This is a genomic window from Cypionkella sp. TWP1-2-1b2, assembly GCF_049896245.1.
In the GTDB taxonomy this organism is placed as follows: Bacteria; Pseudomonadota; Alphaproteobacteria; order Rhodobacterales; family Rhodobacteraceae; genus Cypionkella.
Window position 1 is genome coordinate 34,048 of record NZ_JAFCTX010000003.1, and the last position, 24,725, is coordinate 58,772.

27 protein-coding genes are annotated in these 24,725 nt (G+C 60.0%); 22 read left to right on the forward strand and 5 right to left on the reverse strand.

Annotated features, from left to right (window positions below):
• Nucleotides 1-163 precede the first annotated feature (163 nt).
• The 15 genes from ACP7AP_RS02285 (at nt 164) to ACP7AP_RS02355 (ending at nt 12,004) form a co-directional block, all read left to right on the forward strand.
• Nucleotides 164-1,042 (forward strand): lysophospholipid acyltransferase family protein, encoded by an 879-nt coding sequence (locus ACP7AP_RS02285; protein ID WP_426031819.1) that lies wholly within the window; start codon nt 164-166, stop codon nt 1,040-1,042.
• Nucleotides 1,043-1,095: 53 nt separating this feature from the next.
• Nucleotides 1,096-1,908, forward strand: coding sequence for a glutamate racemase (locus tag ACP7AP_RS02290; protein ID WP_426031821.1), 813 nt, complete (start codon nt 1,096-1,098; stop codon nt 1,906-1,908).
• Nucleotides 1,909-2,263: 355 nt separating this feature from the next.
• On the forward strand, nt 2,264-2,413 hold the full coding sequence (locus ACP7AP_RS02295) for a hypothetical protein (protein WP_426031823.1): 150 nt from the start codon (nt 2,264-2,266) through the stop codon (nt 2,411-2,413).
• A gap of 73 nt (nt 2,414-2,486) precedes the next feature.
• Complete coding sequence (locus ACP7AP_RS02300; RefSeq protein ID WP_426031825.1) at nt 2,487-2,759, forward strand: BrnA antitoxin family protein; 273 nt, start codon at nt 2,487-2,489, stop codon at nt 2,757-2,759.
• A 143-nt stretch (nt 2,760-2,902) separates the two neighbouring features.
• Nucleotides 2,903-3,652, forward strand: a complete 750-nt coding sequence (locus ACP7AP_RS02305) for a DUF1684 domain-containing protein (RefSeq protein WP_426031827.1) — start codon at nt 2,903-2,905, stop codon at nt 3,650-3,652.
• A 58-nt stretch (nt 3,653-3,710) separates the two neighbouring features.
• Complete coding sequence (argC, locus tag ACP7AP_RS02310; RefSeq protein ID WP_426031829.1) at nt 3,711-4,739, forward strand: N-acetyl-gamma-glutamyl-phosphate reductase; 1,029 nt, start codon at nt 3,711-3,713, stop codon at nt 4,737-4,739.
• Nucleotides 4,740-4,757: 18 nt separating this feature from the next.
• Nucleotides 4,758-5,201: a cytochrome c maturation protein CcmE gene (gene ccmE, locus ACP7AP_RS02315; RefSeq protein WP_426032115.1), complete on the forward strand. Its 444-nt coding sequence runs from the start codon at nt 4,758-4,760 to the stop codon at nt 5,199-5,201.
• A gap of 99 nt (nt 5,202-5,300) precedes the next feature.
• Entirely contained in the window at nt 5,301-5,912 is a 612-nt protein-coding gene (locus tag ACP7AP_RS02320) for a holin-associated N-acetylmuramidase (protein WP_426031831.1), read from the forward strand.
• Nucleotides 5,903-6,388 (forward strand): holin family protein, encoded by a 486-nt coding sequence (locus ACP7AP_RS02325; RefSeq protein ID WP_426031833.1) that lies wholly within the window; start codon nt 5,903-5,905, stop codon nt 6,386-6,388. Before ACP7AP_RS02320 ends, ACP7AP_RS02325 begins: the two co-directional genes overlap by 10 nt.
• A gap of 88 nt (nt 6,389-6,476) precedes the next feature.
• A complete protein-coding gene (gene argS, locus ACP7AP_RS02330) occupies nt 6,477-8,222 on the forward strand; it encodes an arginine--tRNA ligase (RefSeq protein ID WP_426031835.1) in 1,746 nt (581 codons plus the stop codon).
• A gap of 69 nt (nt 8,223-8,291) precedes the next feature.
• Nucleotides 8,292-9,365: an SPOR domain-containing protein gene (locus ACP7AP_RS02335; protein WP_426031837.1), complete on the forward strand. Its 1,074-nt coding sequence runs from the start codon at nt 8,292-8,294 to the stop codon at nt 9,363-9,365.
• Nucleotides 9,362-10,369, forward strand: coding sequence for a beta-N-acetylhexosaminidase (gene nagZ / locus ACP7AP_RS02340; RefSeq protein ID WP_426031839.1), 1,008 nt, complete (start codon nt 9,362-9,364; stop codon nt 10,367-10,369). Before ACP7AP_RS02335 ends, nagZ begins: the two co-directional genes overlap by 4 nt.
• Nucleotides 10,362-11,159 (forward strand): segregation and condensation protein A, encoded by a 798-nt coding sequence (locus tag ACP7AP_RS02345; protein ID WP_426031841.1) that lies wholly within the window; start codon nt 10,362-10,364, stop codon nt 11,157-11,159. The genes nagZ and ACP7AP_RS02345 overlap by 8 nt, the downstream gene beginning before the upstream one ends.
• A complete protein-coding gene (gene scpB / locus ACP7AP_RS02350; RefSeq protein ID WP_426031843.1) occupies nt 11,156-11,797 on the forward strand; it encodes an SMC-Scp complex subunit ScpB in 642 nt (213 codons plus the stop codon). Before ACP7AP_RS02345 ends, scpB begins: the two co-directional genes overlap by 4 nt.
• Before the next feature lie 3 nt (nt 11,798-11,800).
• The gene (locus tag ACP7AP_RS02355) at nt 11,801-12,004 is read left to right on the forward strand and encodes a hypothetical protein (RefSeq protein WP_426031845.1); all 204 of its coding nucleotides are present in this window, start codon (nt 11,801-11,803) and stop codon (nt 12,002-12,004) included.
• A gap of 47 nt (nt 12,005-12,051) precedes the next feature.
• Here the strand turns inward: ACP7AP_RS02355 and ACP7AP_RS02360 are convergent, their stop codons facing one another.
• Genes ACP7AP_RS02360 through ACP7AP_RS02370 form a run of 3 tightly spaced genes read right to left on the reverse strand, consistent with a single transcriptional unit; the run spans nt 12,052 to nt 14,282 of the window.
• On the reverse strand, nt 12,052-13,029 hold the full coding sequence (locus tag ACP7AP_RS02360) for a methyltetrahydrofolate cobalamin methyltransferase (RefSeq protein ID WP_426031847.1): 978 nt from the start codon (nt 13,027-13,029) through the stop codon (nt 12,052-12,054).
• Nucleotides 13,030-13,044: 15 nt separating this feature from the next.
• Entirely contained in the window at nt 13,045-13,959 is a 915-nt protein-coding gene (locus ACP7AP_RS02365) for a methylenetetrahydrofolate reductase (RefSeq protein WP_426031849.1), read from the reverse strand.
• 20 nt (nt 13,960-13,979) lie between these two features.
• The gene (locus ACP7AP_RS02370) at nt 13,980-14,282 is read right to left on the reverse strand and encodes a virulence factor (RefSeq protein WP_426032117.1); all 303 of its coding nucleotides are present in this window, start codon (nt 14,280-14,282) and stop codon (nt 13,980-13,982) included.
• A 261-nt stretch (nt 14,283-14,543) separates the two neighbouring features.
• Between ACP7AP_RS02370 and ACP7AP_RS02375 the strand changes: the two genes are divergently transcribed.
• Both ACP7AP_RS02375 and ACP7AP_RS02380 read left to right on the forward strand, forming a co-directional pair.
• Nucleotides 14,544-15,677, forward strand: a complete 1,134-nt coding sequence (locus ACP7AP_RS02375; protein WP_426031851.1) for a Ppx/GppA phosphatase family protein — start codon at nt 14,544-14,546, stop codon at nt 15,675-15,677.
• Nucleotides 15,674-16,441 carry an RlmE family RNA methyltransferase gene (locus ACP7AP_RS02380; RefSeq protein WP_426031853.1) on the forward strand — a complete coding sequence of 256 codons (768 nt, stop codon included), beginning with the start codon at nt 15,674-15,676 and terminating at the stop codon, nt 16,439-16,441. Before ACP7AP_RS02375 ends, ACP7AP_RS02380 begins: the two co-directional genes overlap by 4 nt.
• A gap of 113 nt (nt 16,442-16,554) precedes the next feature.
• Here ACP7AP_RS02380 and ACP7AP_RS02385 read toward each other — a convergent pair whose 3' ends face one another.
• Entirely contained in the window at nt 16,555-17,115 is a 561-nt protein-coding gene (locus tag ACP7AP_RS02385; protein WP_426032119.1) for a YcbK family protein, read from the reverse strand.
• Between the two features lie 357 nt (nt 17,116-17,472).
• Here ACP7AP_RS02385 and ACP7AP_RS02390 point away from each other — a divergent pair, with 357 nt between their 5' ends.
• The 4 genes from ACP7AP_RS02390 (at nt 17,473) to ACP7AP_RS02405 (ending at nt 21,834) form a co-directional block, all read left to right on the forward strand.
• On the forward strand, nt 17,473-19,092 hold the full coding sequence (locus ACP7AP_RS02390; protein WP_426031855.1) for a L,D-transpeptidase family protein: 1,620 nt from the start codon (nt 17,473-17,475) through the stop codon (nt 19,090-19,092).
• A 130-nt stretch (nt 19,093-19,222) separates the two neighbouring features.
• Complete coding sequence (locus ACP7AP_RS02395; protein WP_426031857.1) at nt 19,223-20,314, forward strand: UDP-3-O-(3-hydroxymyristoyl)glucosamine N-acyltransferase; 1,092 nt, start codon at nt 19,223-19,225, stop codon at nt 20,312-20,314.
• Between the two features lie 30 nt (nt 20,315-20,344).
• Entirely contained in the window at nt 20,345-20,626 is a 282-nt protein-coding gene (locus ACP7AP_RS02400) for an acyl carrier protein (protein ID WP_416136338.1), read from the forward strand.
• Nucleotides 20,623-21,834 carry a beta-ketoacyl-[acyl-carrier-protein] synthase family protein gene (locus ACP7AP_RS02405; RefSeq protein WP_426031859.1) on the forward strand — a complete coding sequence of 404 codons (1,212 nt, stop codon included), beginning with the start codon at nt 20,623-20,625 and terminating at the stop codon, nt 21,832-21,834. Before ACP7AP_RS02400 ends, ACP7AP_RS02405 begins: the two co-directional genes overlap by 4 nt.
• Nucleotides 21,835-22,030: 196 nt before the next feature.
• Here the strand turns inward: ACP7AP_RS02405 and ACP7AP_RS02410 are convergent, their stop codons facing one another.
• Nucleotides 22,031-22,699 (reverse strand): invasion associated locus B family protein, encoded by a 669-nt coding sequence (locus ACP7AP_RS02410; RefSeq protein WP_426031861.1) that lies wholly within the window; start codon nt 22,697-22,699, stop codon nt 22,031-22,033.
• Between the two features lie 466 nt (nt 22,700-23,165).
• Here ACP7AP_RS02410 and ACP7AP_RS02415 point away from each other — a divergent pair, with 466 nt between their 5' ends.
• Nucleotides 23,166-24,722 carry a helicase HerA-like domain-containing protein gene (locus tag ACP7AP_RS02415; RefSeq protein ID WP_426031863.1) on the forward strand — a complete coding sequence of 519 codons (1,557 nt, stop codon included), beginning with the start codon at nt 23,166-23,168 and terminating at the stop codon, nt 24,720-24,722.
• The last annotated feature ends 3 nt before the right edge of the window (nt 24,723-24,725 follow it).

A 24,725-nucleotide genomic window follows, 5' to 3' on the forward strand; every position in this document is an offset into this window, starting at 1 on the left:
CTGCTTATCTATGCACAAATTCCGCCCTGTAAACCGGGTATTTCGGCAAATTTTCCCCCTATTTGGCAGTCCTGTCTCCCGCGCGCTGTCATTTCAGCGTCACGCAGAGCCATTACCCTGCAACAAACCCGTCATGCTGCCCGCGCAAACCCCCGAGGTTCCCATGCTGCAAACCAACATCAGCCGCGACATTTCCTACGCCGCCTCCGCCCGCACCAAGCCAGGACGCGCGCTGATCCGCGTGCTGGAAAACGTAAGCGGCAGACGCCAGCTGATCGACCGCGCCTCCGGTTACGAACATGACATCGCGCAAGGCCGCTCGTTCTGGCAAGTCATCCCCGAACGCTATGGCCTCTCGCTCGACCTCATCGCAGGCTCCATCGCCAACATCCCCCGCGAAGGCCCCCTCGTGCTGATCGCCAACCACCCTTACGGCATCCTCGACGGCTTGATGATGGGCCACCTGCTGGACGCTGTCCGCGGCGATTTCCGCATCCTGTCCAATGCCGTGTTCCGCCGCGCCGAAGCCCTGAACAAAGTCCTGCTCCCCATATCCTTCGACGACACCAAAGCCGCCGTCAAACTCAACCTGCAAACCCGCGCCACCGCCCTCAGCTACCTAAGCGAAGGCGGTGCCATCGGCATCTTCCCCGGCGGCACCGTCTCCACATCCCTCAAACCGTTCTCCCGCCCGATGGACCCGTCTTGGCGCAACTTCACCGCCAAAATGGTCGCCAAATCAGGCGCCACCGTGGTGCCGATCTACTTTGAGGGCCACAACTCCCGCCTGTTCCAACTCGCCTCGCGCGTCCACGCCAACCTGCGTGTCGCTCTGCTGCTGAAAGAGTTCAAATCCCGCACCGACACCCCCGTCCGCCTTGTCGTAGGCCAACCGATCCCAAGCACGACCCTGCAATCGCTGAAATCCGACCCCACCGCGATGATGGAAACCCTGCGCCAAGCCACCTACGCCCTTTCACCCGCGCCACTTCCCTCTTATGCTTTGGGTTACGAATTCGAGGCGAAATACAAATCCCGCTAAACCGCAGCCCCCAAAGTCTGTGAAAGAGCTGCGAAAGCGGGCAGGGGGCAAAGATGGCAGTAGGCGTATTCGACAGCGGCATCGGCGGGCTGACAGTGCTGGACGCATTGCAAAAGCGCCTGCCCGACACCCCGTTCGTCTATTTCGGCGACAACGCCCACGCTCCCTACGGTGTGCGCACCCATGACGACATTTTCAACCTGACCTGTGCGGCGGTCGAACGCCTGTGGGCGGAAGGCTGCGATCTGGTGATCCTCGCCTGCAACACCGCCTCCGCCGCTGCCCTAAAGCGGATGCAGGAGACTTGGCTGCCCGCTGACAAACGCGTCCTGGGCGTGTTTGTCCCCCTGATCGAGGCACTGACCGAACGCCAATGGGGCGACAATTCCCCGCCGCGCGAAGTCAGCGTCAAACACGTCGCCTTGTTCGCCACCCCGGCCACAGTAGCGTCCCGTGCCTTCCAGCGTGAACTCGCCTTCCGCGCCATCGGCGTCGATGTCGAAGCCCAACCCTGCGGCGGCGTCGTCGATGCGATTGAGCAAGGCGACGAAATCCTCGCCGAAGCCCTCGTGCGCAGCCATGTCGAGGCCCTCAAACGCCGGATGCCCCACCCGCAAGCCGCCGTCCTTGGCTGCACCCACTACCCGCTGATGGAAAAAACCTTCGCCGAAGCCTTGGGGCCCGAGGTGAAAGTCTACTCCCAAGCCAATCTCGTCGCAGAATCGCTCGCCGACTACCTGCACCGCCGCCCCGAAATGCTCGGCCAAGGCACGGTCTCAAAATTCATCACCACCGGCGATGCCGCCTCTGTCTCCAACAAAGCCACGCAATTCCTACGCAAAAAAGTCACCTTCGAAGCCGCGTAACAGATAGGGTGGATGGTTGCGCGCCGCTTCGCGCGGGTTCACCCACCACGCCACAAAGCCTGGGCCCTCTAGGCTCGGGCCTCACACAACCGCCCGTAGCGCCGCATTGCCTGCTCGCCGCATTTCCCTGATCCCAAACCCCAACATTTTCACATTGGCCCAAATACTCCCCGCAGAGCGTTCCGAACCCACAACCCGCGCACCGCTTCACCCCCGTGAGTAGGGCGGGGTTCACCCCGCCACCGCATTTCCAAATCAAATGCGCAGTCACAAAACCCATAGTCCCGCTCGGAAAACTCAACTTTTACTGCCCCACTGCCTCCCTTGCATTCTCTAATTAATGTAGTTACATTAAATGCAGATCGAATACGACCCCATCAAACGCGCCGCGAACTTGCTCAAACGGGGTTTGGACATGGTCGAAGTCAGCGCAATCTTTGAAACTGAGATTGTCACCGTTGAAGATGGCCGCATGGATTACGGCGAACCACAGTTTGATATCTGAATGCTCGAATGATGTTCGTAGCGTGGACACCAAAGGGGCAGCGTGAGGCGCATCATTAGTATGACGAAAGCAAATGACCGTGAAATTGTCAAATTCAGCATCGACCAAGGCTTTGGTGATTGACCCAGAATCCGAGCCTGACGACGATATTCCCGACCTGACCACCCCCTACTGGGCTGCCAAATTCGCCGCCGCCCGCGTCCAGCGTGGCCGCCCGAAATCCGCCGCCCCGAAAGTCTCCACCACCCTGCGCCTCGACCCCGAAGTGCTGGACGCCTTCAAATCCAGCGGCCCCGGCTGGCAAAGCCGCATGAACGAGGCGCTGCGGAAGGCGGCGGGGCTGTAGGGTGGGGTTCCACCCCACCACGACTTTTTCCCACCCCACCACCCCTCAAACCTTAACAAACCCTTAAATCCACCACCCCATCCCATTGAAACTAAAAAACAAAAAAAGGTCCCGAGTTGGGACCACCCCAAAAGGTTCCTCAAATGCTCTCCCTAACCCAACACCGCGCCGCCCGCCTGGAGGCCCTGCAAGCCGAGGACGGCTGGCTCAACCTCACCGACCGGGTTGATCTAAACCCCGGCCCACAATCCGCAGGCACCGCCCCCGACAACCAAATTCAGCTCTCCACCGGCCCCGCCCATCTGGGCGCAATCGACCCCACCACCGAAACCCTGACACCCCCCAACCAAGCCCCGATCCCGTTCCTCCCCACCCCCTCCGGCTACCCCCAACTCCGCCACCAAACCCTCCTGCTAGAACTCCACACGGCAGACGGAACCCCCGCCCTCCGTGTCCGCGACCTCACCCTGCCGCGCCAAGCAACCCTCCACTACTTCCCCACCAACGAAGCCCTGATCCTCCGCGCCCGCTGGCAAGCCCTGCCCACTCCGATCCAGCAATCCATCGACCAAAAAGGCGGCGCACCCACCACCGTCAACCTCACCCACACTGCCCACTTCACCCACGACGACCACACGATCACCCTGCTTGCGACCCATTGGAAAGACGGCAAGCCGATGTTCGTGATCCGCGACCAGACCAGCGGCATCGAGTCCTACCCCGCCTCGCGCTTCCTGATCGGCGAGGACGCCTCTGACACCGAGATCACCCTCGATTTCAACCGCGCCTTCACCCCACCCTGCGGCTTCACCGATTTCGCGATCTGCCCACTGCCGCCACGCGAAAATATCCTGCCATTCCGTGTGGAAGCAGGCGAGCGCCTGACACCATAATTTCACTTGCATCCTCCCCCCCCAAACGCCACATCTGCGCCAACAAACGGAGGCTCGCATGACACATCGCATCGCCATTCTGGGGGCCTCGGGCTATACAGGCGCGGAACTGGTTCGCCTGATTGCCACGCATCCTTCGATGAAAATCGTCGCCCTCTCCGCCGACCGCAAGGCCGGGATGGCGATGGCTGAAGTCTTCCCGTTCCTACGTCATCTTGACCTTCCGCGCCTGCAAAAGATCGACGAGATTGACTTTTCTGGCGTCGATCTGTGCTTTTGCGCTTTGCCCCATGCCACCACGCAGGTTGTCGTCTCGGCTCTGCCGCGCGATTTGAAGATCGTCGATCTTTCGGCTGATTTCCGGCTGCGCGACCCGGCGGAATATGAGAAATGGTATGGCCAAGCCCACACCGCCACCCAGTTGCAGAAAGAAGCCGTCTACGGGCTGACCGAGTTTTACCGTGACGACATCCGCAAGGGGCGGCTTGTTGCAGGCACGGGGTGTAACGCGGCCACTGGCCAGTATGCCTTGCGTCCCTTGATCTCGGCGGGCGTGATTGATCTTGATAGCATCCTGATTGATTTGAAAGCAGGGGTGTCTGGGGCAGGGCGTAGCCTGAAAGAAAACCTACTGCATGCCGAGCTTTCGGGTGGCACGCATACCTATTCGATGGCCGGCAAGCATCGCCATTTGGGCGAGTTTGACCAAGAGTTTTCTAAACTCGCCGGACGGCCCGTCCACATTCAGTTTTCGCCGCACCTGCTGCCGATGAATCGCGGGATTCTGGCGACGACCTATGTGCAGGGCGATGCGCGCGCCATTCACCAAACGCTGACTGACGCCTACGCGTCCGAGCCATTTCTCCAAGTGCTACCCTTTGGCGCACTCCCCTCGACGCGCGACATTGCAGGGTCTAACTACTGCCATATCGGCGTGATCGGGGATCGGATTGCGGGCCGCGCTGTGGTGGTTGCTGTGTTGGACAACCTGACGAAAGGCTCGTCGGGGCAGGCCATCCAGAACGCCAATTTGATGCTGGGAATTGAGGAAACAGCGGGGCTTATGTTAGCACCGATGTTCCCGTAAGGAGCTGATATGGCTGGGTTGAAGGGGTTGAAAAAACGTCGCCGTGTGCAGTTGATCCTGTTCGCGTTTGTGCTGCTGGCGGCTTCAACCGCGCTGATTGGCTTTGCGATGCGCGATGGGATTAACTTTTTCCGGTCGCCCAGCCAAGTTTTGACCGATCCACCCCGCGCCGGGGAGGTGTTTCGCATCGGTGGGCTGGTCGAAAAAGGCACGCTCGTGCGCGGGCAGGGCGAGACGATCAGCTTCAGCGTGACCGATACCAACAAGACCATTCCTGTGAAGTTTACCGGCGTTTTACCCGATCTGTTCGCCGAGGGTGCGGGCATGGTTGGCACCGGAGAGATGGAGGGTGATACCTTTGTCGCCAGCGAGATCCTTGCCAAGCATGACGAGAATTACATGCCGAAAGAAGTCGTGGATGCGCTGAAAGCCCAGGGCGTTTACGTAGCACCGCAGAAGTAGTGCCGCAGAAGTAATTCCGCAAAACCAGCGCGCGCTTCCCTCGCAGCAGATTAACCGTTTCCCGCTAGCATAGCCCCCGGCAATCCAAGGGGAGATGCGATGAAATCTGTGCAAGATTTGGCGGCTGAGATTGTCGCCCGCGAGGGTGGTTTTGTGAGCGACCCGGATGATCCGGGCGGTGCCACCAACCACGGGGTTACGCTGAACACTCTGCGCCGTCTGGGTATCGACATTACGCGTGATACCCGTATTGACGTGGCCGATGTTCGGGCATTGAGCGCCACCCAAGCGGTGGATATCTATGTCGAACATTACTACCGCCGCACCGGGATCGGGGCTTTGCCGGAAAGCTTGCAAGCGTCGGTTTTTGATATGTATGTCAACGCCGGGGCCAATGCGGTTAAGGTGTTGCAGCGCCTGCTGACCAGCATGGGTTTTCCCTGTGATGCAGATGGACAGATTGGCCCGCAGACCATTCGCGCGGCTCAAATGGCGGCAGAGGCGGCCCCAAGCTATATCGCCGATGCTTATGGGATTTCGCGGCGCAACTACTACTACAGCCTCGCCGATGCCCGCCCTGCCAGCCGTAAATATGCGCGCAGGCGTGATGGTGGCAAAGGCGGCTGGATCACGCGGGCGGAAGAATTTATCGCGCCGAAATATCGACTGACAGAGGCGCAACATCAAGCACGGGTGGCAGCATGGGTTTGATCGGAACTGTTTTGAACGCACCGGGGGCGGTGGCGGCTTTGGGCGATGCCGCAAAAGGCGTGGCTGAGGTGTTCGTGCCCTCGGCCACCAAACGGATGGAATTGTCCGCACAGGCACAAGCCGCAGCACTAGCGCAATTTGGTGACGAATTCAGCAATGCCTCGACCAGCTGGTTTGATCGGTTTGTCAATGGCTTGAACCGCCTGCCACGCCCACTTCTGGCCTTTGGCACCATTGGTCTGTTCGTTTATGCGATGATTGATCCGCCAGATTTTGCTTTGCGTATGGTGGGGTTGAATGCTGTGCCGGAACCGCTCTGGTGGCTGCTGGGGGCAGTGGTGGCGTTTTACTTTGGCGCGCGTGAGACGCATTACTTTCGCAATCGTCCGGTGAAGCTGCCCACTGAGCTGACCCCCTCGGCGGCCCCATCTGACGCCAATCCGGCCTTGGATGATTGGCGTTCCGAGCAAAACTAGCTCTATTCACGGCTCCAAAACTGGGGCCGTCCTTGACCTGTCTTGCAGGCTCTGGCATGCCCGCACCAACGAGACAGGAATTGATCAAATGAACCTCTTTGCCGAAATCCGCAGCTTGGTGACCGACAGCCTGACGGCTTTGGCCGCCGAGGGCGTGTTGCCCAATGGTCTGGACTCTGCGCAGGTAGCCGTTGAGCCGCCGCGCGATCCGGCGCATGGCGATATGGCGACCAATGCGGCGATGGTGCTGGCGAAACCCGCAGCGATGCAGCCGCGCGCGATTGCCGAAGCTTTGGCTGCCAAGCTGATGCTGGACCCGCGCGTGACCGGGGCCGAAGTGGCGGGGCCGGGGTTTTTGAACCTGCGGCTGGCGGCAAATGTCTGGCAGGGCGTGGTGAAAGCGGCGCTGATCGAAGGGTTGGCGTTTGGCAAATCCAGCGCCGGGGCAGGGCGGAAAGTCAACGTCGAATTCGTCTCGGCCAACCCGACCGGCCCGATGCATGTCGGCCATGTGCGCGGGGCTGTGGTCGGAGACGCGCTGGCACGGCTGCTGGCGTTCTCGGGCTGGAACGTCACCCGAGAATACTACATCAACGATGCGGGCGCGCAGGTCGATGTGCTGGCGCGCTCGGCCTACGAGCGCTACCGCGAGGCCAATGGGCTGGAGCCGGAAATTCGCGAGGGGCTGTATCCCGGCGATTACCTGATCCCGGTGGGTGAGGCGTTGAAGACGAAATTTGGCACCAGCCTGCTTGACAAGGGCGAGGAGGTTTGGCTGGCCGACATACGTGAGATCGCCTCCGAGATGATGATGGAAGAAATTCGCGGCGATCTGGCGGCTTTGGGCGTCAAGATGGACGTGTATTCATCGGAAAAGGCGCTTTATGGCACTGGCCAGATTGAGGCCGCCATACAAGCCCTGCGCGATATGGGCCTGATCTATGAAGGCACGCTGGAACCGCCAAAGGGCAAGACCCTTGAAGATTGGGAACCCCGTATCCAGACCCTGTTCCGCTCAACCGCGCATGGCGATGATGTTGACCGCCCGGTGATGAAATCGGATGGCACATGGACCTATTTCGCCCCCGATATCGCCTATCACTACAACAAAGTGCAGCGCGGTTTTGACGAGCTGATCGACATTTTCGGGGCTGATCACGGCGGCTATGTCAAGCGCATGAAGGCGGCGGTCTCTGCCCTGTCGAACGGCAAAGTTCCGTTGGATATCAAGCTGGTGCAGCTGGTGAAGCTGTACAAGAATGGCGAGCCGTTCAAAATGTCGAAACGCGCCGGCACCTTCGTGACCCTGCGCGATGTGGTCGAACAGGCTGGCGCTGATGTAACGCGTTTCATGATGCTGACCCGCAAGAACGATGTGACCTTGGATTTTGACTTTGCCAAGGTGCTGGAGCAATCCAAGGACAATCCGGTGTTCTATGTGCAATACGCCAATGCCCGGATCAACTCGGTGCTGCGCAAATCGCGCGAGGCGGGGATTGATTGCAGCGATGCGGCCCTCGCAAACGCCGATCTGGCGATCCTTGGCCATCCCGCCGAGATCGAAATGGCCAAAAAACTTGCTGAATGGCCGCGTTTGGTGGAAATCGCCGCCAAGGGCAATGAGCCGCATCGGATCGCGTTTTACCTCTATGAACTTGCCTCGGAATTTCATTCGCTGTGGAACAAAGGCAACGACGATACCAGCTTGCGCTTCATCCAAGACGGCAATGCGGCAACATCTTCGGCGAAAATCGCCCTTGCGCGTGCCACGGGCGTTGTGATTTCGGCGGGCCTTGGTATCCTTGGTGTTACTTCGGTTGAGGAAATGCGGTAAGTGCCCGGCCGGAATAGGCAAAATAACAAGCAGGGGTGGCATGTATCGCCCTTGCACGCGAGGCAAGACATGGCGGACGTGGATTTCGATGAGTTCGACGGCGGTTATGCCGAGCATGAGATAGCCCATGGCTATGCGACGGGCCGCGCTCGCGCGATGATCAATTTGGCAGGGGCCGCGTGCTCGATTGCCTTGGTGATCGGTCTGGGCATCTGGGGCTACAAGCTGGCGGTGCGCGATGTCTCTGGCATCCCGGTGGTGCGCGCGCTGGAAGGCCCGTTGCGGATCGCGCCAGACAATCCCGGTGGCGATGTGGCGATGCATCAGGGTCTGTCTGTAAATGCCGTGGCTGCTGCCGGAACCGCCTTGCCTTTGCCCGACAAGCTGATCCTTGCACCGAAAGAGGTGGCTTTGACGGCAGAAGATCAGGCTGGAACCGCCGAGTTGGCGCAACTGCCCGCTGTCGATCCTTTGGCAAATGGTGTCGAAGTGGTCGAGGTGGCACCGCAGGCTCCGGCGAGCCTAGCGCCGATTGAGATTGATCCGGTCGTCACGCCCGAGGCTTCCGCCAGCGCCGATGCGCTGGATGCGACCAGTCTTGCGGTGACAGCACCTTTGCCAGCGACGCAGGAAGATGCCGTCGCCGCAGCCCTCGCCGCCGCTTTGGCGGATGGCGAAACCGCAGAGGGTGGGCTGAGTGAGGTCGAAGTTGCTGCCGTTGATCCGGTAAAATCAATACGCCCGAAGCTGCGTCCGGCCAGCCGCAGCGCCGCTACCGTTGCCGCCGTTGAACCTGTTGCCGCTACCGCCGAGGCTGCACCGGAGACAACGAGCGGGGCACCTGTCGCAACCACCGCCGCCGCGGCCGAAATCGACCCCAACACTATTCCTGCAGGCACCCGGCTGGTGCAACTTGGGGCGTTCGATGATGAGGCGAGTGCGCGCGCCGAATGGGCCAAGCTGCAAGCCGACTTCCCCGATCTGCTACCGGGCAAAGCAATGGTGGTGCAATCGGCGCAAAGTGGCGGGCGCACCTTCTACCGCCTGCGCGCGCATGGCTTCGCCGACGAAGATGTGGCACGCCAATTCTGCGCGGCCATGCTGGCACAAAACGCCTCCTGCATCCCAGTTGCGCAAAAATGATCGGCTCGGGGGCTGCAATCTTCGGCTGCGCCGGGCTGTCCCTGACCGCAGCCGAGCGGGATTTCTTCCGCGACTATAATCCTTTGGGTTTCATCGTTTTCGCGCGGAATGTTGAGACTCCAGAACAACTTATCCGCCTGACCGCCGAGTTGCGCGACTCTGTTGGCCGCGATGCCCCGATCCTTGTTGATCAAGAGGGTGGCCGCGTGCAACGCCTGCGCCCGCCTTATTGGCGCGAATGGGCTGCCCCGCTGGATACTGTTGAAAAGGCCGGAGCCAACGCCGCTAAAGCCATGGCGCTGCGCTCGCTGGTGATCGCCGCTGAACTCCGCGCCGTTGGCATCGACGCCAACTGCGCCCCTGTTGCTGACATTGCCGGCCCCAATACCCACCCGTTCCTGCGTAATCGCTGCTACGGTCAAGACGTGGAAACCGTCACCCAAATCGCCCGCGCCGTCGCCGATGCGCATCTGGAAATGGGTGTGCTGCCTGTGGTCAAACACATGCCCGGCCATGGCCGCTCGGTCAACGACACCCATCACGATCTGCCCACTGTCACAACGGATCGGGCGGCCCTGACCGCCACCGACTTCGCCCCGTTTCGCGTGCTGGCCGATCTGCCGATGGCGATGACGGCGCATATCATCTTCTCGGCCTATGATAATTTGCCCGCAACGCAGTCGCCCGCGATGATCAAGGCGATCCGGGATGAGATCGGCTTTGCGGGCCTGCTGATCACCGACGATCTGAACATGCAGGCGCTGGCGGGCAGTTTGGCGCAGCGGACGGCGCGCTCGATGGCTGCGGGCTGCGATGTAGCACTGCATTGCAAGGGCGATATGGCCGAAATGCTGGAAGTCGCCGAAGCTGCTGGCGTGATGACCGAGGCCTCCCGCGCCCGCGCGACGGCCGCGCTTGCGCAACGCCGTCCGGCTAAATCCGTTGACATCGCCGCGCTGGAGGCTGAGTTTTCGGCTCTGCTGGGCGAAGGTGCGCATGGGTGAAACGGATACCGACGATTGGGGCGCGGCGACGCGCATTCCGGCTGCCGAGAGGCTGGCCTCGGAAGCGCTGATCATTGATGTCGATGGTTTTGAGGGGCCATTGGACCTTTTGTTGATGCTGTCGCGCACGCAAAAGGTCGATCTGCGCAAAATCTCGGTGCTGCAACTGGCCGAGCAATATCTGGTCTTCGTGTCGCGTGCAGCCGCCCTGCGGATTGAACTTGCCGCAGATTATCTGGTGATGGCGGCTTGGCTGGCCTTTCTGAAATCCCGTCTGTTGCTGCCGCCCGAACCCGGAGAAGCTGGACCTTCGGCAGAGGATTTGGCAGCGCATCTGGCGTTCCAGTTGGAGCGACTGTCGGCGATGCGCGAGGCCGCTGCCCGCCTGATGGGTCGTGATCAACTGGGCCGCGATTTCTTTGCACGCGGTGTGCCCGAGGACGTTACCCGCAAGGTCACGGTCAGCTATACCGCGACCCTGCTCGATCTGATGCGTGCCTATGCCCGCACCCGCACCCGTGATGAATTCCGCCCCTATGCCTTTGATCGTCAAGATGTCTATACCATGGAAGACGCGTTGGAACGGATGCGCGGCTTGCTGGGTTATGTGGGGGAATGGTCGGATTTGACCAGCTTCATGCCCGAAGGCTGGGAGGTTTCCCCCGCCCGCCGCAGATCGGCCACTGCCGCGCATTTTGCCGCCATTCTGGAAATGGCAAAGCGCGGTCAGGTGCAGATCAAACAAGGTGAGATGTTCGCCCCCCTGATGATCCGCAGGACAACGCCATGAGCGATCCGATTGAAAAAAGCCTGTTCGAAGCGCCGCCGATGGGCGAGCAGGAACGCATGGTCGAAGCCATCCTGTTCGCCTCGGCCGAGCCCGTGACTCTGGCCGAGTTGGTCAAGCGGATGCCGCATGGTTGCGATCCCGCCGAGGCTCTGCTGACCCTGCGCCGTCGCTATGACGGGCGGGGGGTGAACATGGTCAAGGTTGGCGATGCTTATGCCTTCCGCACCGCCGCCGACCTTGGGCATTTGATGCAAAAGGAAAGCGCCGAGCAGCGCAAACTGTCGCGCGCGGCGATTGAGACGCTGGCGATTGTGGCCTATCATCAGCCGGTGACGCGAGCCGAGATTGAGGAAATTCGCGGTGTCGCGGTCAGTCGGGGCACCGTGGATCAGTTGTTGGAACTGGATTGGATCAGGCTGGGTCGTCGGCGGATGACTCCGGGGCGTCCAGTGACCTTTGTGGTGACGGATCACTTTCTTGACCATTTCGGGCTTGAATCCGCCCGCGATCTGCCGGGCCTGAAGGAACTGCGCGCTGCCGGGCTTCTTGATAGCCGCCCCTTGCCGGGTGGGCTGACCACCCCATCTGAAGACGAAGAACAGCCCAGCACCGGGCAGAGCGAATTGTTTGAGGACTAAGCCATGGATCGCATCATTCAGATGATCTTGAACAAACTTTTGGGGCGGCTGGTCAATACCGCCGTCAACAGGGGTGTTGATTATGCGGCGCGTCGGGGGAAGTCCCCCGATGATATGACGCCCGAAGATCATGCACAGGCCGGCGCGGGCAAGGAAATGGCCAAACGCGCCCGCCAAGCGGCCAAGCTGACCCGCCGCATCCGCTAAAGCAAAAGGCCCGCCAATGGCGAGCCTTTTGTCGCAATATCGAAAGCTTAGCGCGCGCGACGACCGCCGCGACGCCCCGAAGTGGCCGCCGTTGCCGCAGCCGAAGCCTCGGCAAAGGTCGCCCCAGCCTCAACAGCCTCCAGCACCTTGGCGAACCTGATCCACTCACCACCATTGGCATCATGGTTCATCAGGAAGTTGGCGGCGCGAATGGCTTCCATCTCTGGCAGACGCACCGGGTTCATGATTGCCGAAGTCATGCCTGCGCCAATCGCCATCGGCAAAAACGCCGCGTTGATGCCGTGACGATGCGGCAGGCCGAACGATATGTTCGATGCCCCGCAAGTGGTGTTGACGCCCAATTCTTCGCGCAGACGCCGCACCAAGGCGAACACTTGCTGGCCAGCCGAACCCATCGCGCCGACGGGCATCACCAGCGGATCAACCACGATGTCATGCGCCGGGATGCCAAAATCTGCGGCACGTTCGACAATCTTTTTCGCCACTGCAAACCGCACATCGGGGTCTTGCGAAATCCCGGTGTCGTCGTTGGAAATCGCCACTACCGGCACGTTGTATTTTTTCACCAGCGGCAGAACCAGTTCCATGCGGTCTTCTTCGCCCGTCACCGAGTTCAGCAGCGGACGGCCCTCGCAGGCCATCAATCCAGCCTCCAACGCGCCGGGAACCGAAGAGTCGATGCACAACGGCACATCGACCACGGCTTGAATCCGCAGGATCAATTCGCGCATCAGTGGCGGCTCGACAAAATTGTTGTCGGCATAGCGCGGGTCTTCTGCCATTTTGTTGGTGAACACCGCCCCCGAGTTCACGTCCAGAACGTTGGCACCGCAGGCGACCTGCTCTAGCGCGTCGCGCAGAACGGTTTCAAAATTGCCCGCTTCCATTTCGGCTGCCAGCTTTTTGCGGCCCGTCGGGTTGATGCGCTCACCGATGACGCAGAACGGTTCGTCAAAACCGATGATCACGGTTTTTGTTTTGGATTCGATAACGGTACGGGTCATTCTTAAACCTTCTCTTTAAGCATTTGCGGGCACACCAGCGTCGCCGCCATTTTCAGTAACCCAAGCCGCATTGGTCTTAATGCCGCCCAGCGGGAAGAAGTGAACGTGCTCAACGCCAAAAGCCGAATTAGCCGCTTTGTGCGCGGCGAGGCCCGAGATAAACTCGGTCGGCTCATAGGGCAGCAGCAGTTTCGTCACATCCATAGCACGTTTTTGCAGCACGCGCAGCGAAGCACCCACGCCACAGGAAATCGCGAATTTGATCAAGGTTTGCAGCTTGGCGGGGCCTGCCACACCGATATGGATCGGCAGATGCACGCCGGCCTCGGCCAAGTGGTTGGCCCAGGCGATCACCGGACCCGCCTCAAAGCAGAACTGCGTCGCAATCGCCATTTTCGCATCCGAGCGTTCAGAAAACGCCTGTTTCCACTTCAAAGCCTGCATGACGATGGCATCGCCGCCGTCTTTGTCGATGTCCTTGTTGCCCTCGGGGTGGCCAGCGACATGCAGACGCTCAAAACCATCGAACAGCCCGGTTTCCATCAACTGCATCGAGCTGTCAAAATCACCAGCAGGGGTGTTGACACCACCGCCAAGCAGCAGGGCTTGCTTGACGCCCGCCTCGGTCTGATAGCGCTTGATCCAGTCGGCCAAGGTGGCCTTGTCATGGATGATGCGCGCCGGAAAATGCGGCATCACGTCAAAGCCTTCGCCTGCGATGCGCTTGGCGGTGGCCACCATATCTTCAATCGGCGTGCCCTCGATATGGGCGATATACACGCGGGTGCCTTTCGGCAGCAAGGCGCGGAAATCTTCCACCTTTTCGGCGGTGCGCGGCATCACTTCGATCGAATAGCCTTTCAGAAAGGCCTCATTCGCATCGGTGTTGGCGGCGGGTTTAGTGTCTTTGCGGAAAAAGCTCAGTGCCACGCGGGCCTCCCTTAGAACGGTCAGGCTTGCGCCCAGCCCTCGGCGTTGATCAGCGTTTTCAGGCGCTCGGTGTCATAGGTGGCGTCAAGACGGGCGGCCTCGGCAGCGGCGACCTCGGCGGCTTCGCCTTCCACCGGATAGGGATCGGCTTTGCGCCATTCGGCCAAGTAAGCGTCGGCACCTTTAGCGCCGATTTTCATCGCACAACGGTCAATCGCTTGCTCAAACCGCTCGGGCAGTTGCACCTTAGACGCAGACCGCCCCTTACCGACAATCACCTGTGCCGGAATATCGCGCCAAAACACTACTGTTACATCCGGCATAGCTGATTCCCCCATCTATTTTGTCTCCTGTTCTATGCGGCGATACGCGACACATACGGTCGGTTTTCGACATAGAACATGCTTGTAGCGACCACGCTTGTTGCTAGCGACAAACAGGGCGTGCGACCAGAGCCTGCGGATGGAGAAATTTTCATCATCTGTATGAATGCTCAGATCACGTTTGCTGATGGGTCGGGCAGGGTGCTTGCCACTGACCGGTAACGCGACTACCTTTGAGGCAACCACCAATGGAGGGCGATTATGGCGCCCGAGCGTCCCCTGGGGGCGGACGCGATGCGAACAGCGGTCGAGGCACCAAGTGCTTTCCGCGAAACTGACCCGTCGGCCCCCCCAGGCCTGTGGTCCAAGGGGCTTTATGCTGCCGTGGACTTAGGCACAAATGCGTGCCGCATGTTGATTGCCCAACCAAAGGGCAGTCAGTTTGTGGTTGTGGACAGCTTTTCTAAGACTGTCCAACTGGGCGCGGGGCTGGAAGCCTCGGGCCGGCTTGGTCGTGCCTCAATGGGGCGCACGATGCAGGCGTTGCGGATTTGCCAGAAGAAGATTGAGCAGCATGGCGTGACGCGGATGCGATTTGTCGCAACCGAAGCCTGCCGTCGGGCGCGCAATTCCAAAGAGTTCATGCGGCAGGTGAGGCGCGAAACTGGGCTGATTGTCGAGATTATTCCGGCCGAGGAAGAAGCGCGGTTGGCGGTGATTTCTTGTGCGCCGCTGGTCAATCGCTCGACTGAACAGCTTTTGGTGGTCGATATTGGCGGCGGATCAACCGAACTGGTCTGGATTGATCTGTCGGCGGTGGCCCCCGAAGATCGGCCAAAGTCGATCATGCGGCTGCACCGGGGCTTTCAGGTGGAGCCTGCGGGGGCGCGGGTGGTGGATTGGATTTCGGTGCCGCTGGGGGTGGCGACGCTGAAGGATCAGTTTCAGGATGTCGAGGATGACGCGGCGCGGTTTGCGTTAATGAGTTGGTTTTTTGAGGAGAATCTGGCATCGTTCAGTCCCTATGCCTCGGCGCAAAAGCGTGAGGGGTTTCAGATTATCGGCACCTCGGGCACCGTCACCACGGTGGCGGCCAGCTACTTGGGCCTGCGGCGGTATGATCGCACCAAGGTCGATGGCTTGCAGATGACCAGCGATCAGATTGATCTGGTGATCCGGGAATATCTGACGCTGGGGCCGGAGGGGCGGCGCAATGATCCGCGGATTGGCCGTGACCGACATACGCTGATCATGTCCGGCGCGGCTATCCTTCAAGCGCTTATGCGGATATGGCCAACGGATAGCCTCTCTGTTGCAGACCGTGGCCTGCGTGAAGGGCTTTTGTATGCACAGATGAGCGCCGATGGCGTGTTAGAGGACGGGCCGTTCGAATGACCGAGAAAACCACATCAGGGAAGAGCACGTCCGGTCGGGGCCAGCGCGAGCTGCGTGTGCGGGTCAAAACCGCCAAGGGCCGCAAGCTGTCCTCTACGCTGTGGCTAGAGCGGCAGTTGAACGACCCTTACGTCATCCGCGCCAAGAAGGAAGGGTTACGGGGCCGGGCGGCGTATAAGATTGCCGAGTTGGATGAGAAATACGGCTTCCTCGTGCCGGGGGCGCGGGTGGTGGACCTTGGCTGTGCGCCGGGGGGCTGGTGTCAGATCGCGGTGAAGCGGGTTAATGCTTTGGGCGACAACCCTAAAAAGCCGATTGGCACCGTGCTGGGCATTGATCTGCAAGAGATTGAAAGCATCGCGGGCGCGCAAATTCACCAACTGGATTTCCTCTCGGATGAGGCGGATGCCTTGGTCAAGGGCTGGTTGGGCGGCAAGGCTGATGTGGTGATGTCAGATATGGCGGCCTCGGCCTCGGGGCATAAGGGCACCGATCACTTGCGCATCATCGCGTTGATTGAGGCGGCTTTGGCGTTTGCCTTTGACGTGCTGGAAGAAGGCGGCACGTTTATCGCCAAGGTTCTGGCGGGCGGCGCGGAAAATGAGATGCAGGTGCAGTTGAAAAAATCGTTCAACAAGGTTGCCAATGTGAAGCCGCCAGCGAGCAGGGCGGATAGTTCTGAGAAATTTGTCGTGGCACAGGGCTTCCGAGGTAAGGCGACGCTGACCGGATCTTTCGCACCACGTTCCGAGGATGAAAATTGATCTGCCGCGATTAAGCGGGTTGCAGAAACAATCCTGAACCCTGCGAAAAACAAAAGGCGCCCAGTCGGCGCCTTTTTGCTTAAATGTTGATCGACCTTGCGCGAAAACCCGCCTCAGCCGCCCCAGGTGCGGATCGGACCGCAATCCATATGCACGAAGTTCGAACCGTAGTAATGGCCGACACCACCCGCCGAACAGGCCTCTGCCGCCTTGGCCATCTGGCTGACCGAACGCGATTTCAACCGCAAGTCAGCCGCCATACCCTTCATGTGCAAAGAGTGCTTGGCTACTCCGCGCGAATGCGAGCGCAACATCGCGTTGGTCGCCGGGCTGCGATAGCCCGACAGCAGCATGTAGGGCTCGCGGACATCCAGCAGGCGGTGTGCGGCTGCGATGATGTCATAGTTGCGGGGGTCCATCCCAACCACTTCGTCCGAGCGCCAATCGCGCATGAAGTGGTTGATTTCTTTGGTCACTTCCGGGATGTATTCGCCTTCGACCCAATAGATCGTGTCGATACTTTCCCCGGTGCGACCCGAATACATCCGGATCCGTCGAATATCGCCTGCGCCCCTCAGAAGGCCGAAAGCATTGGAGTAAGTCGGTGCGGCGATTACAGCAGTTGCCGCAAAAACCCCAAGCAGCCCACGCCGCGAGATCACGTTCGATGTCATATTCGCCATTCTTTGCGCCTGTCCCGTCGCTGGTCTTTGACCGCCTGAAGTCGCGGTTCTGTTCGTCACTTCATCCCCAAGTGCTGGCCACCTTATGGCACAGCTTGCGGTGAAGCCAAAGAGCAGAATGGCCGCCGAATCCAAGTCTGGCAGCAATAGGCAAAAAATTGCTGAAAATGAGGGAACCAAGTGGGGATTTCCGTATCTGCCTTATTCGTGGCGAATATGCGACAATCGCTGGGTTAGTCGCGCCCTCTGCGCAGGCAGATGCGTTAACACGAGTTTACAGTTTCAACGATTTCACCCAAGCTTTTCAAAGTAAACCACTATCAGATGCGACAGGGCTTGGCCCGACCAATGGGAATCATCGTGCACATCAGTTTTTCCGCGCGCGCCTGCGGAGTTATCCGCCGCCTGACCGCCACCACTGCTTTGACCGTCGCCTTGGCGTGGGCCGCGCCCGTCTTGGCGCAAAGCGACGCTTTCACACGCTCTTTGGCGGAAGCCTCGGCCGCAGATGAGGCGGTCGCCGCGTTTTACCGCAGCCATGGCTATCAACCGTTGTGGACCGGCCCGGATGATCAAGCGCGGCGTCATGCGTTGATCATGGCGCTTTCGACGGCTGAAGATCAGGGCCTGCCGGTGAAGCGCTACGATCCGGCTGATCTGATCGCGTTGGCGAAAGCGGCGGTGACGGAAGGTGATCGGGGCCGCTTGGAAATGGCGATGACCACGGCCTATTTGTCTTATGCGCGCGATGTCAGTTCGGGGGCTTTGACGCCGAAAAAGATTGATCCGACCATCCTGCGCGAGATCATCCGGCCTGATCCGGCGGTGTTGCTGGCTGGAATGGCGGCCACGACTGCGCCCGACGCCTACCTTAAGGCTTTGCTGCCCATCGCCGCGGAATATGCCCGGTTGGTGAAGGAAAAACTGCGGCTGGAGCGCGAAGCGCCGTCGTTGATCGGAATTTCGGCGGCAAAACTGTCACCCGGAGACAGCAGCGACGCGGTGGTGGCGCTGCGGGATCGCTTGATCGAGCTCGGCTATATGGGCCGCTCGGCCACAGCGATTTATGATGGCCAGATGCAGCGCGCTGTGCAGCGCTATCAGTTGGATCAGGGCTTGGCCGCCGATGGTGTGGCAGGGCAATCCACCATTGAGGCGCTGAATACGACGCCAGCCGAGCGGTTGCAATCGGTGACCGTGGCACTGGAGCGGATGCGGTGGATGGCGCATACTGATCTTGGGGCGCGGCATATCTGGGTCAATCAGGCGGATTTCACTGCTGAAATCGTCGATGACGGCCGGGTGACGTTTCAAACGCGTGTGGTGGTGGGCAAAGCCGCACCCGAGATGCGCAGCCCGGAATTTTCCGATCAGATGGAATATATGGTGATCAACCCCAGCTGGGGGGTGCCGCGCTCGATCATCGTCAAGGAATACCTGCCGATGTTGCAGCGCAACCCGAATGCGGTCGGGCATTTGCAGGTGATTGATGGCCGGGGGCGGGTGGTGCCGCGTGGGGCGGTGAATTTCGCGGCCTATTCGGCATCGAGCTTCCCGTTTGGCCTGCGTCAGCCGCCGTCGGACGGTAACGCCTTGGGCAAGGTGAAGTTCATGTTCCCGAACCCCTACAACATCTATCTGCATGACACGCCCGCGAAAGCGCTGTTCGCCAATGAGGTGCGGGCGTTCAGCCATGGCTGCATCCGCTTGGGCGACCCGTTTGATTTTGCCTATACTTTGCTTGCCAAGCAGACCAGCGATCCGAAAGGCCTGTTCCAAGAGCATCTCGATGCCAAGAACGAAAGTTCAGTCTCGCTGGAGGTGCCGGTGCCGGTGCATCTGGTCTATTACACCGCTTGGCCGACCAAGACAGGGATGGCTTACCGGCGCGATGTCTATGGCCGCGATGGCAAGCTGTTTGAAGCGCTGACCGAGGCGGGTGTGGCCTTGCCGGAAGTGCAGGGCTGATGTCCCGTTGGGATAGCAGATTGAAACAATGTGATTTCCCTGCGGGGAAATCCGTCTGGCAGTTGTAAGAATTGTGGTTCAAGCTGCCGGTTATCCGCGCTAAACCTTCTGCAAAGCGCCGGAGGATACCATGGCCCATACGATCCGCGACATTGCGCAGGCTTTAGGGGCTGAGGCCGAGGGCGATCTTGACCTGCTGATTGTGCGTGCCTCGGAACCTGCAAGTGCTGGTCCGCAGGATTTGGCTTTGGCGATGGACCCGCGTTATGGCGACGGTTTGGCAAAGGGTCAGGCGCAGGCGGCGATGCTATGGCCGGGCGCGGATTGGCGGAGTTTGGGGCTGAAAGCAGCGATTTTCGCGCCACGCGGACGGCTGGCGATGGCGGGGCTGTCGGTGATGCTCGATCCGGGGCCTGTGATTGCTATCGGCGTGCATCCGATGGCGCTGGTCGATGCCTCGGCGGTGATCGGTGCGGGGGCTGCGGTTGGGCCGTTTGTGGTGATCGGGGCGGATGTTCGGATCGGCGCACGGGCTCGCATCGCCAGCCATGTCTCGATTGCCGAAGGCGCTGTGATTGGCGATGACGCGCTGATCCTACAAGGCGCACGGATTGGTGCGCGGGTGACGATCGGGCATCGGTTTATCTGCCAGCCGGGGGCGGTGGTGGGGGCGGATGGGTTTTCGTTTGTGACCCCTGAGAAATCCGGGGTTGAAGAAATCCGCGCAAGTCTGGGCAAGCGCGATGAAATTCGCGAGCAGCGCTGGGTGCGGATACACTCGCTGGGCGCGGTGACGTTGGGCGATGATGTGGAGCTTGGTGCGAATGTCGCGATTGATCGTGGCACGATCAGAGATACGGTGATTGGATCGGGGACGAAGCTCGATAATCTGGTCCATGTCGGCCATAACGTACAGGTGGGCCGCGATTGTTTGCTGTGTGGGCAGGTGGGGATTGCGGGCTCGGCCAAGATCGGCGACCGGGTGGTGCTGGGGGGGCAGGTTGGGGTCAGCGACAATATTTTCATCGGCGATGATGTGATCGCGGGCGGGGCTACGAAAATTTTGACCAATGCGCCTGCGGGCCGGGTGCTTTTGGGCTATCCTGCGGTCAAGATGGAAACCCATGTCGAGATACAAAAGGCGCTGCGCCGCTTGCCCCGGCTGGCGTCCCGCGTGGCGGAATTGGAGAAAGCCATATCCCTGTTACCTGATGTTGATTAGACAGGGTAAACGGACAGGTTAGGAAACCCGATGAACATGCAAAGCCAAGTGATCAGCGTGCAGGATCAAGTGATCGCGATTATTGCCGAGCAGGCGGTGTTGGATGTGGCCGATGTGACCCCGGCACAATCGCTCGATAGCCTTGGCATCGACAGTCTGGGGCTGGTTGAGACGATCTTTGCGATTGAGGAAGCCTTCGACATTTCCGTGCCGTTCAACGCCAATGAGCCGTCGAAAAGCGGCTTTGATCTGACCTCGGTGGCCTCGATTGTGGCGGCGGTTGAAGGCCTGATCTCTCAGAAAGCCGCATGAGGCGGGTTGTCATCACCGGAGCAGGCACGGTCAACGCCTTGGCGCGCGATGTGGCGGGCACCTATGCGGCGTTTGCCGAAGGTCGTTGTGGCATTGCCGAGTTGGACATTCGTGACAAGGACCGGCTGAGTATCCAGATCGGCGGGCAGGTGAAGGGTTGGGATGCCGAGGCTTTGTTCAGCCGCCAGCAGATCACGCTTTATGATCGGTTCACCCAGTTTACGCTGGTCGCGGCGGCTCAGGCGATTGCACAGTCGGGGCTGGTTTTTGAGGGTGATCTGGGCGACTGCTCTGGCGTGGTGCTGGGCACCGCAGCGGGGGGTGTCAACACCTGGGATGACAGCTACCGCGCGGTTTATGCCGAGGATAAAAACCGGGTGCATCCGTTTGTGGTGCCAAAGCTGATGAACAGCGCCGGGGCCAGCCATGTGGCGATGCAGTTCGGTCTGCGCGGGCCTAGCTTTTCGGTCTCAACCGCCTGCGCGAGTTCCAATCACGCGATGGGTTTGGCGTTTCAGGCGATCCGCGGTGGTGGCGCCAAGGTGATGGTCACTGGCGGTTCGGAATCCATGCTGTGCTTTGGCGGCATCAAGGCGTGGGAGGGGTTGCGGGTGATGTCGCAAACCGCTTGCCGTCCGTTCAGCCTCAACCGCAGCGGCATGGTGCAGGGCGAGGGTGCCGCGATCTTTGTGTTTGAAGATTACGACCATGCCCGCGCACGCGGGGCTGAGATTCTGGCCGAAGTGATCGGCTTTGCGATGACTTCGGATGCGTCAGACATCGTGATGCCGTCGCAGGAAGGCGCTGCACGGGCGATCCGGCTGGCGTTGCGCGATGCCAAGGTCGCGCCGGATGCGGTGGGCTATATCAACGCGCATGGCACGGGCACGGCAGCGAATGACAAGACCGAATGTGCGGCGATTGCGCAGGTGTTCGGGGCTGCGGCGGACAAAGTGATGCTATCCTCGACCAAATCCATGCACGGCCATCTGATTGGCGGCACCGGGGCGGTGGAGTTGCTCGCCTGCCTGATGGCGTTGCAGCAGGGCGTCATTGCGCCGACGATTGGCTATGAGGTGGCGGACCCTGAGTGTGCGTTGGATGTGGTGCCCAATCAGGCGCGCGAGGTGCCTGTCGATGTGGTGATGTCGAATGCGTTTGCCTTTGGCGGGCTGAATGCGGTGCTGGTGTTGCGCAAAGCGGCATAACACCGGGCTTTTTTGCAGACACGCTGGACAGTGAAAGTTCTTCCCCGCTGGGAATGACTTGTGTGATTTGTGAATTTGCGCGCGCTTTTGCACAAGATGTTGTGGTCAGGCACTTCGCGTGCAAGGATCAGGCGGCTATATTGCATGAAAAAGCCCGCCCAAACCGGGGCGGGCTTCTTGCAACATGCGTCAGATTTTACTTCTTCGGCATCGTGGCCGCGACGGCCTCATAGCCCGCGGTGAAGCCCTTCAGCTCGACCGCCAGTTCAACCTTTTGATCCGGTGCCGCAGCAGGCACGATGGTGATCGTGGCCTTGGTGCCCTTTTTGAACTGGGCAACTTCATCCGCCGTGAAGCCAACGCGGGCGACGCAGCCCAGTTGGGCGCAGAAGGTGAACGGGTAGATCTTGGCTTTGCTGCCATCCACCGACACTGCCAGATTGGCGGTCAGCAGGGTTTCCAGCGGTGCGATGATCGTGGCACCCGCAGCAGCCTTGCCGCCAGCGGGCAGCGCAAACATGCTGATTTCAGCAACATTGGTGCCGTCTTTGTCTTTCAGCAACTGATACAGCTCGCAGGGGTCCGAGCCGTCTTTCATCTTGGTGCAGCGCTGTGCCCAGGCATCGAAGGTTGCGAGTTGGTAAATCTGACCCTCAGTCGCGGCTTCTTGCGTCAGCGGCGCGGGCGGCGTGTTGGTGTCAACACCCATATTCAGATCTTCGGCTGCCGGCGCGGTGGTGTCCACCGTCGCAGCCGGGGCAGGCTCCGCCGGAGCGGCCTCTTGTGCGAGGGCTGGAAGTGTCGCGGCCGCAAAGGCCAAGCCGAGAGAAAACGCGAGGGAACGGTGCAGAGTCGTCATCGACATCACTGTCTCTTTCTTGATTGTTTGGCTGCGCAATACCATGGCAAAGCCGGGAAGTCAGTGAAAAAAAACATCACATCTTCGCGCATGTTGGCGTAAAACGGCTGTCGCAATCACGACTGAAACAATCCTGCTAACCGGGCATACCAAAAAGGAAAAAAGGCCGGACAGCCGACCCTTTTTCAACTTTTTTATGCTCCCTGTCGGACTGGCCGACTTATGACGCAAAAGCTACGGCGCTTTCAAATCCGCGTCAACTGGAATTGTAACCGATTGTGACAGACCCGCGATGTAAAAAAAAAGGCCGCGCTGTTTGATCAGCGCGGCAGTCTGACAGGGAGGAAGTCATCACGACAAACACCGAAGCATGTGCGCGGTAAGATCAAGACTGGCAGAGTTAGGTTAACAATGTATTTTGACCGGGAACGGTTGCCGATCGGCAACTTGTAATCGTGCAAAAGGTGGCAGCATGGGCGAGACGATTTTTGTAGGTGGCGGCGGTGAGGCTTATGGCATGCCACAGAACCTGCTGTTGAGATACGGCAACCGCCATGGGTTGATTGCCGGGGCCACTGGCACGGGCAAAACCGTCACCTTGCAAGTGCTGGCCGAGGGGTTTTCGGCAGAGGGTGTTCCGGTGTTCATGGCCGACGTGAAGGGCGATCTGTCGGGCTTGGGTGCCGCAGGCTCGACCAGTCAAAAGCTGCACGACAGCTTTATGAAGCGCGCTGCCACCATCGGGTTTGATCTGCAATACCGCACCTTTCCGGTAACATTCTGGGATATGTTCGGCGAAAAGGGCCATCCGATCCGCGCTACCGTGGCCGAGATGGGACCGCTGCTGCTGTCGCGCCTGCTGGAATTGACCGAACCGCAAGAGGGCGTGTTGAACGTCGCCTTCCGGCTGGCGGATGAAGAAAAACTGCCGCTGCTCGATCTGAAAGACTTGCAAGCCCTGCTGGCGTTTGTCGCTGAACATGCGACCGAAATTTCGGGGCGGTTTGGTCTGGTCTCGCCGACCTCGGTGGGGGCGATTCAGCGGCGTTTGTTGGTGCTGGAGAATCAAGGGGCCGCCGAGATGTTTGGCGAACCAGCGCTTGATCTGGCCGACCTGATGCGATGTGACGCCAATGGCGCGGGGATGATCAACATTCTGGCGGCGGAAAAGCTGATGAATTCGCCCCGGCTGTACGCGACCTTCCTGCTGTGGCTGCTGTCGGAACTGTTCGAAAACCTTCCCGAAGTCGGCGACCCGGATAAGCCGAAACTGGTGTTTTTCTTCGACGAGGCGCATCTGTTGTTCACCGACGCGCCGAAGGCTCTGGTTGCCAAGGTCGAGCAAGTGGCGCGGCTGATCCGCTCGAAAGGTGTGGGCGTCTATTTCATCACCCAGAACCCCGCCGACGTGCCCGAGATGATTCTGGGTCAGTTGGGCAACCGCGTGCAGCATGCGTTGCGGGCTTTCACCGCCAAGGATCAGAAAGACCTGAAACTGGCGTCTGAAACCTATCGCCCCAATCCGCGCTTCGCCATTGAAGACGCGATCCGCGATGTCGGCACGGGTGAGGCTGTGACCTCGTTTCTGGAGTCTAAGGGTATTCCGGGTGTGGCAGAACGCACATTGGTGCGCCCGCCGTCGTCGCAACTTGGGCCGATTGATCCGGCCTTGCGCGCGCAACTGATTGCGGCCTCACCGATGGGGGCTAAATATAACGCTGTGGTTGATCGTGACAGTGCTTATGAGCGACTGCGGGCACGGGCTGAACATGCAGCCCAAGAGGCCAATGCGGCAGAGCCGCCGAGCCAACAGCAGGCAGATCAAGCAGATTCCGAATTCCGCAATGCCCGCCGCTATGATGGCGGCAGCGCCGGGCGGACCACACCTGCCGCCCCCAAGAAGGCAAACTCCAGCCGATCCGATTCGATCGGCGAGACTTTTGCGAAAAGCTTTGCTAGAAGTTTGGGCTCTAAAACTGGGCAAGCGGTGATCCGTGGCGTGCTGGGGTCGCTTTTCCGCAGCCGCTGACAC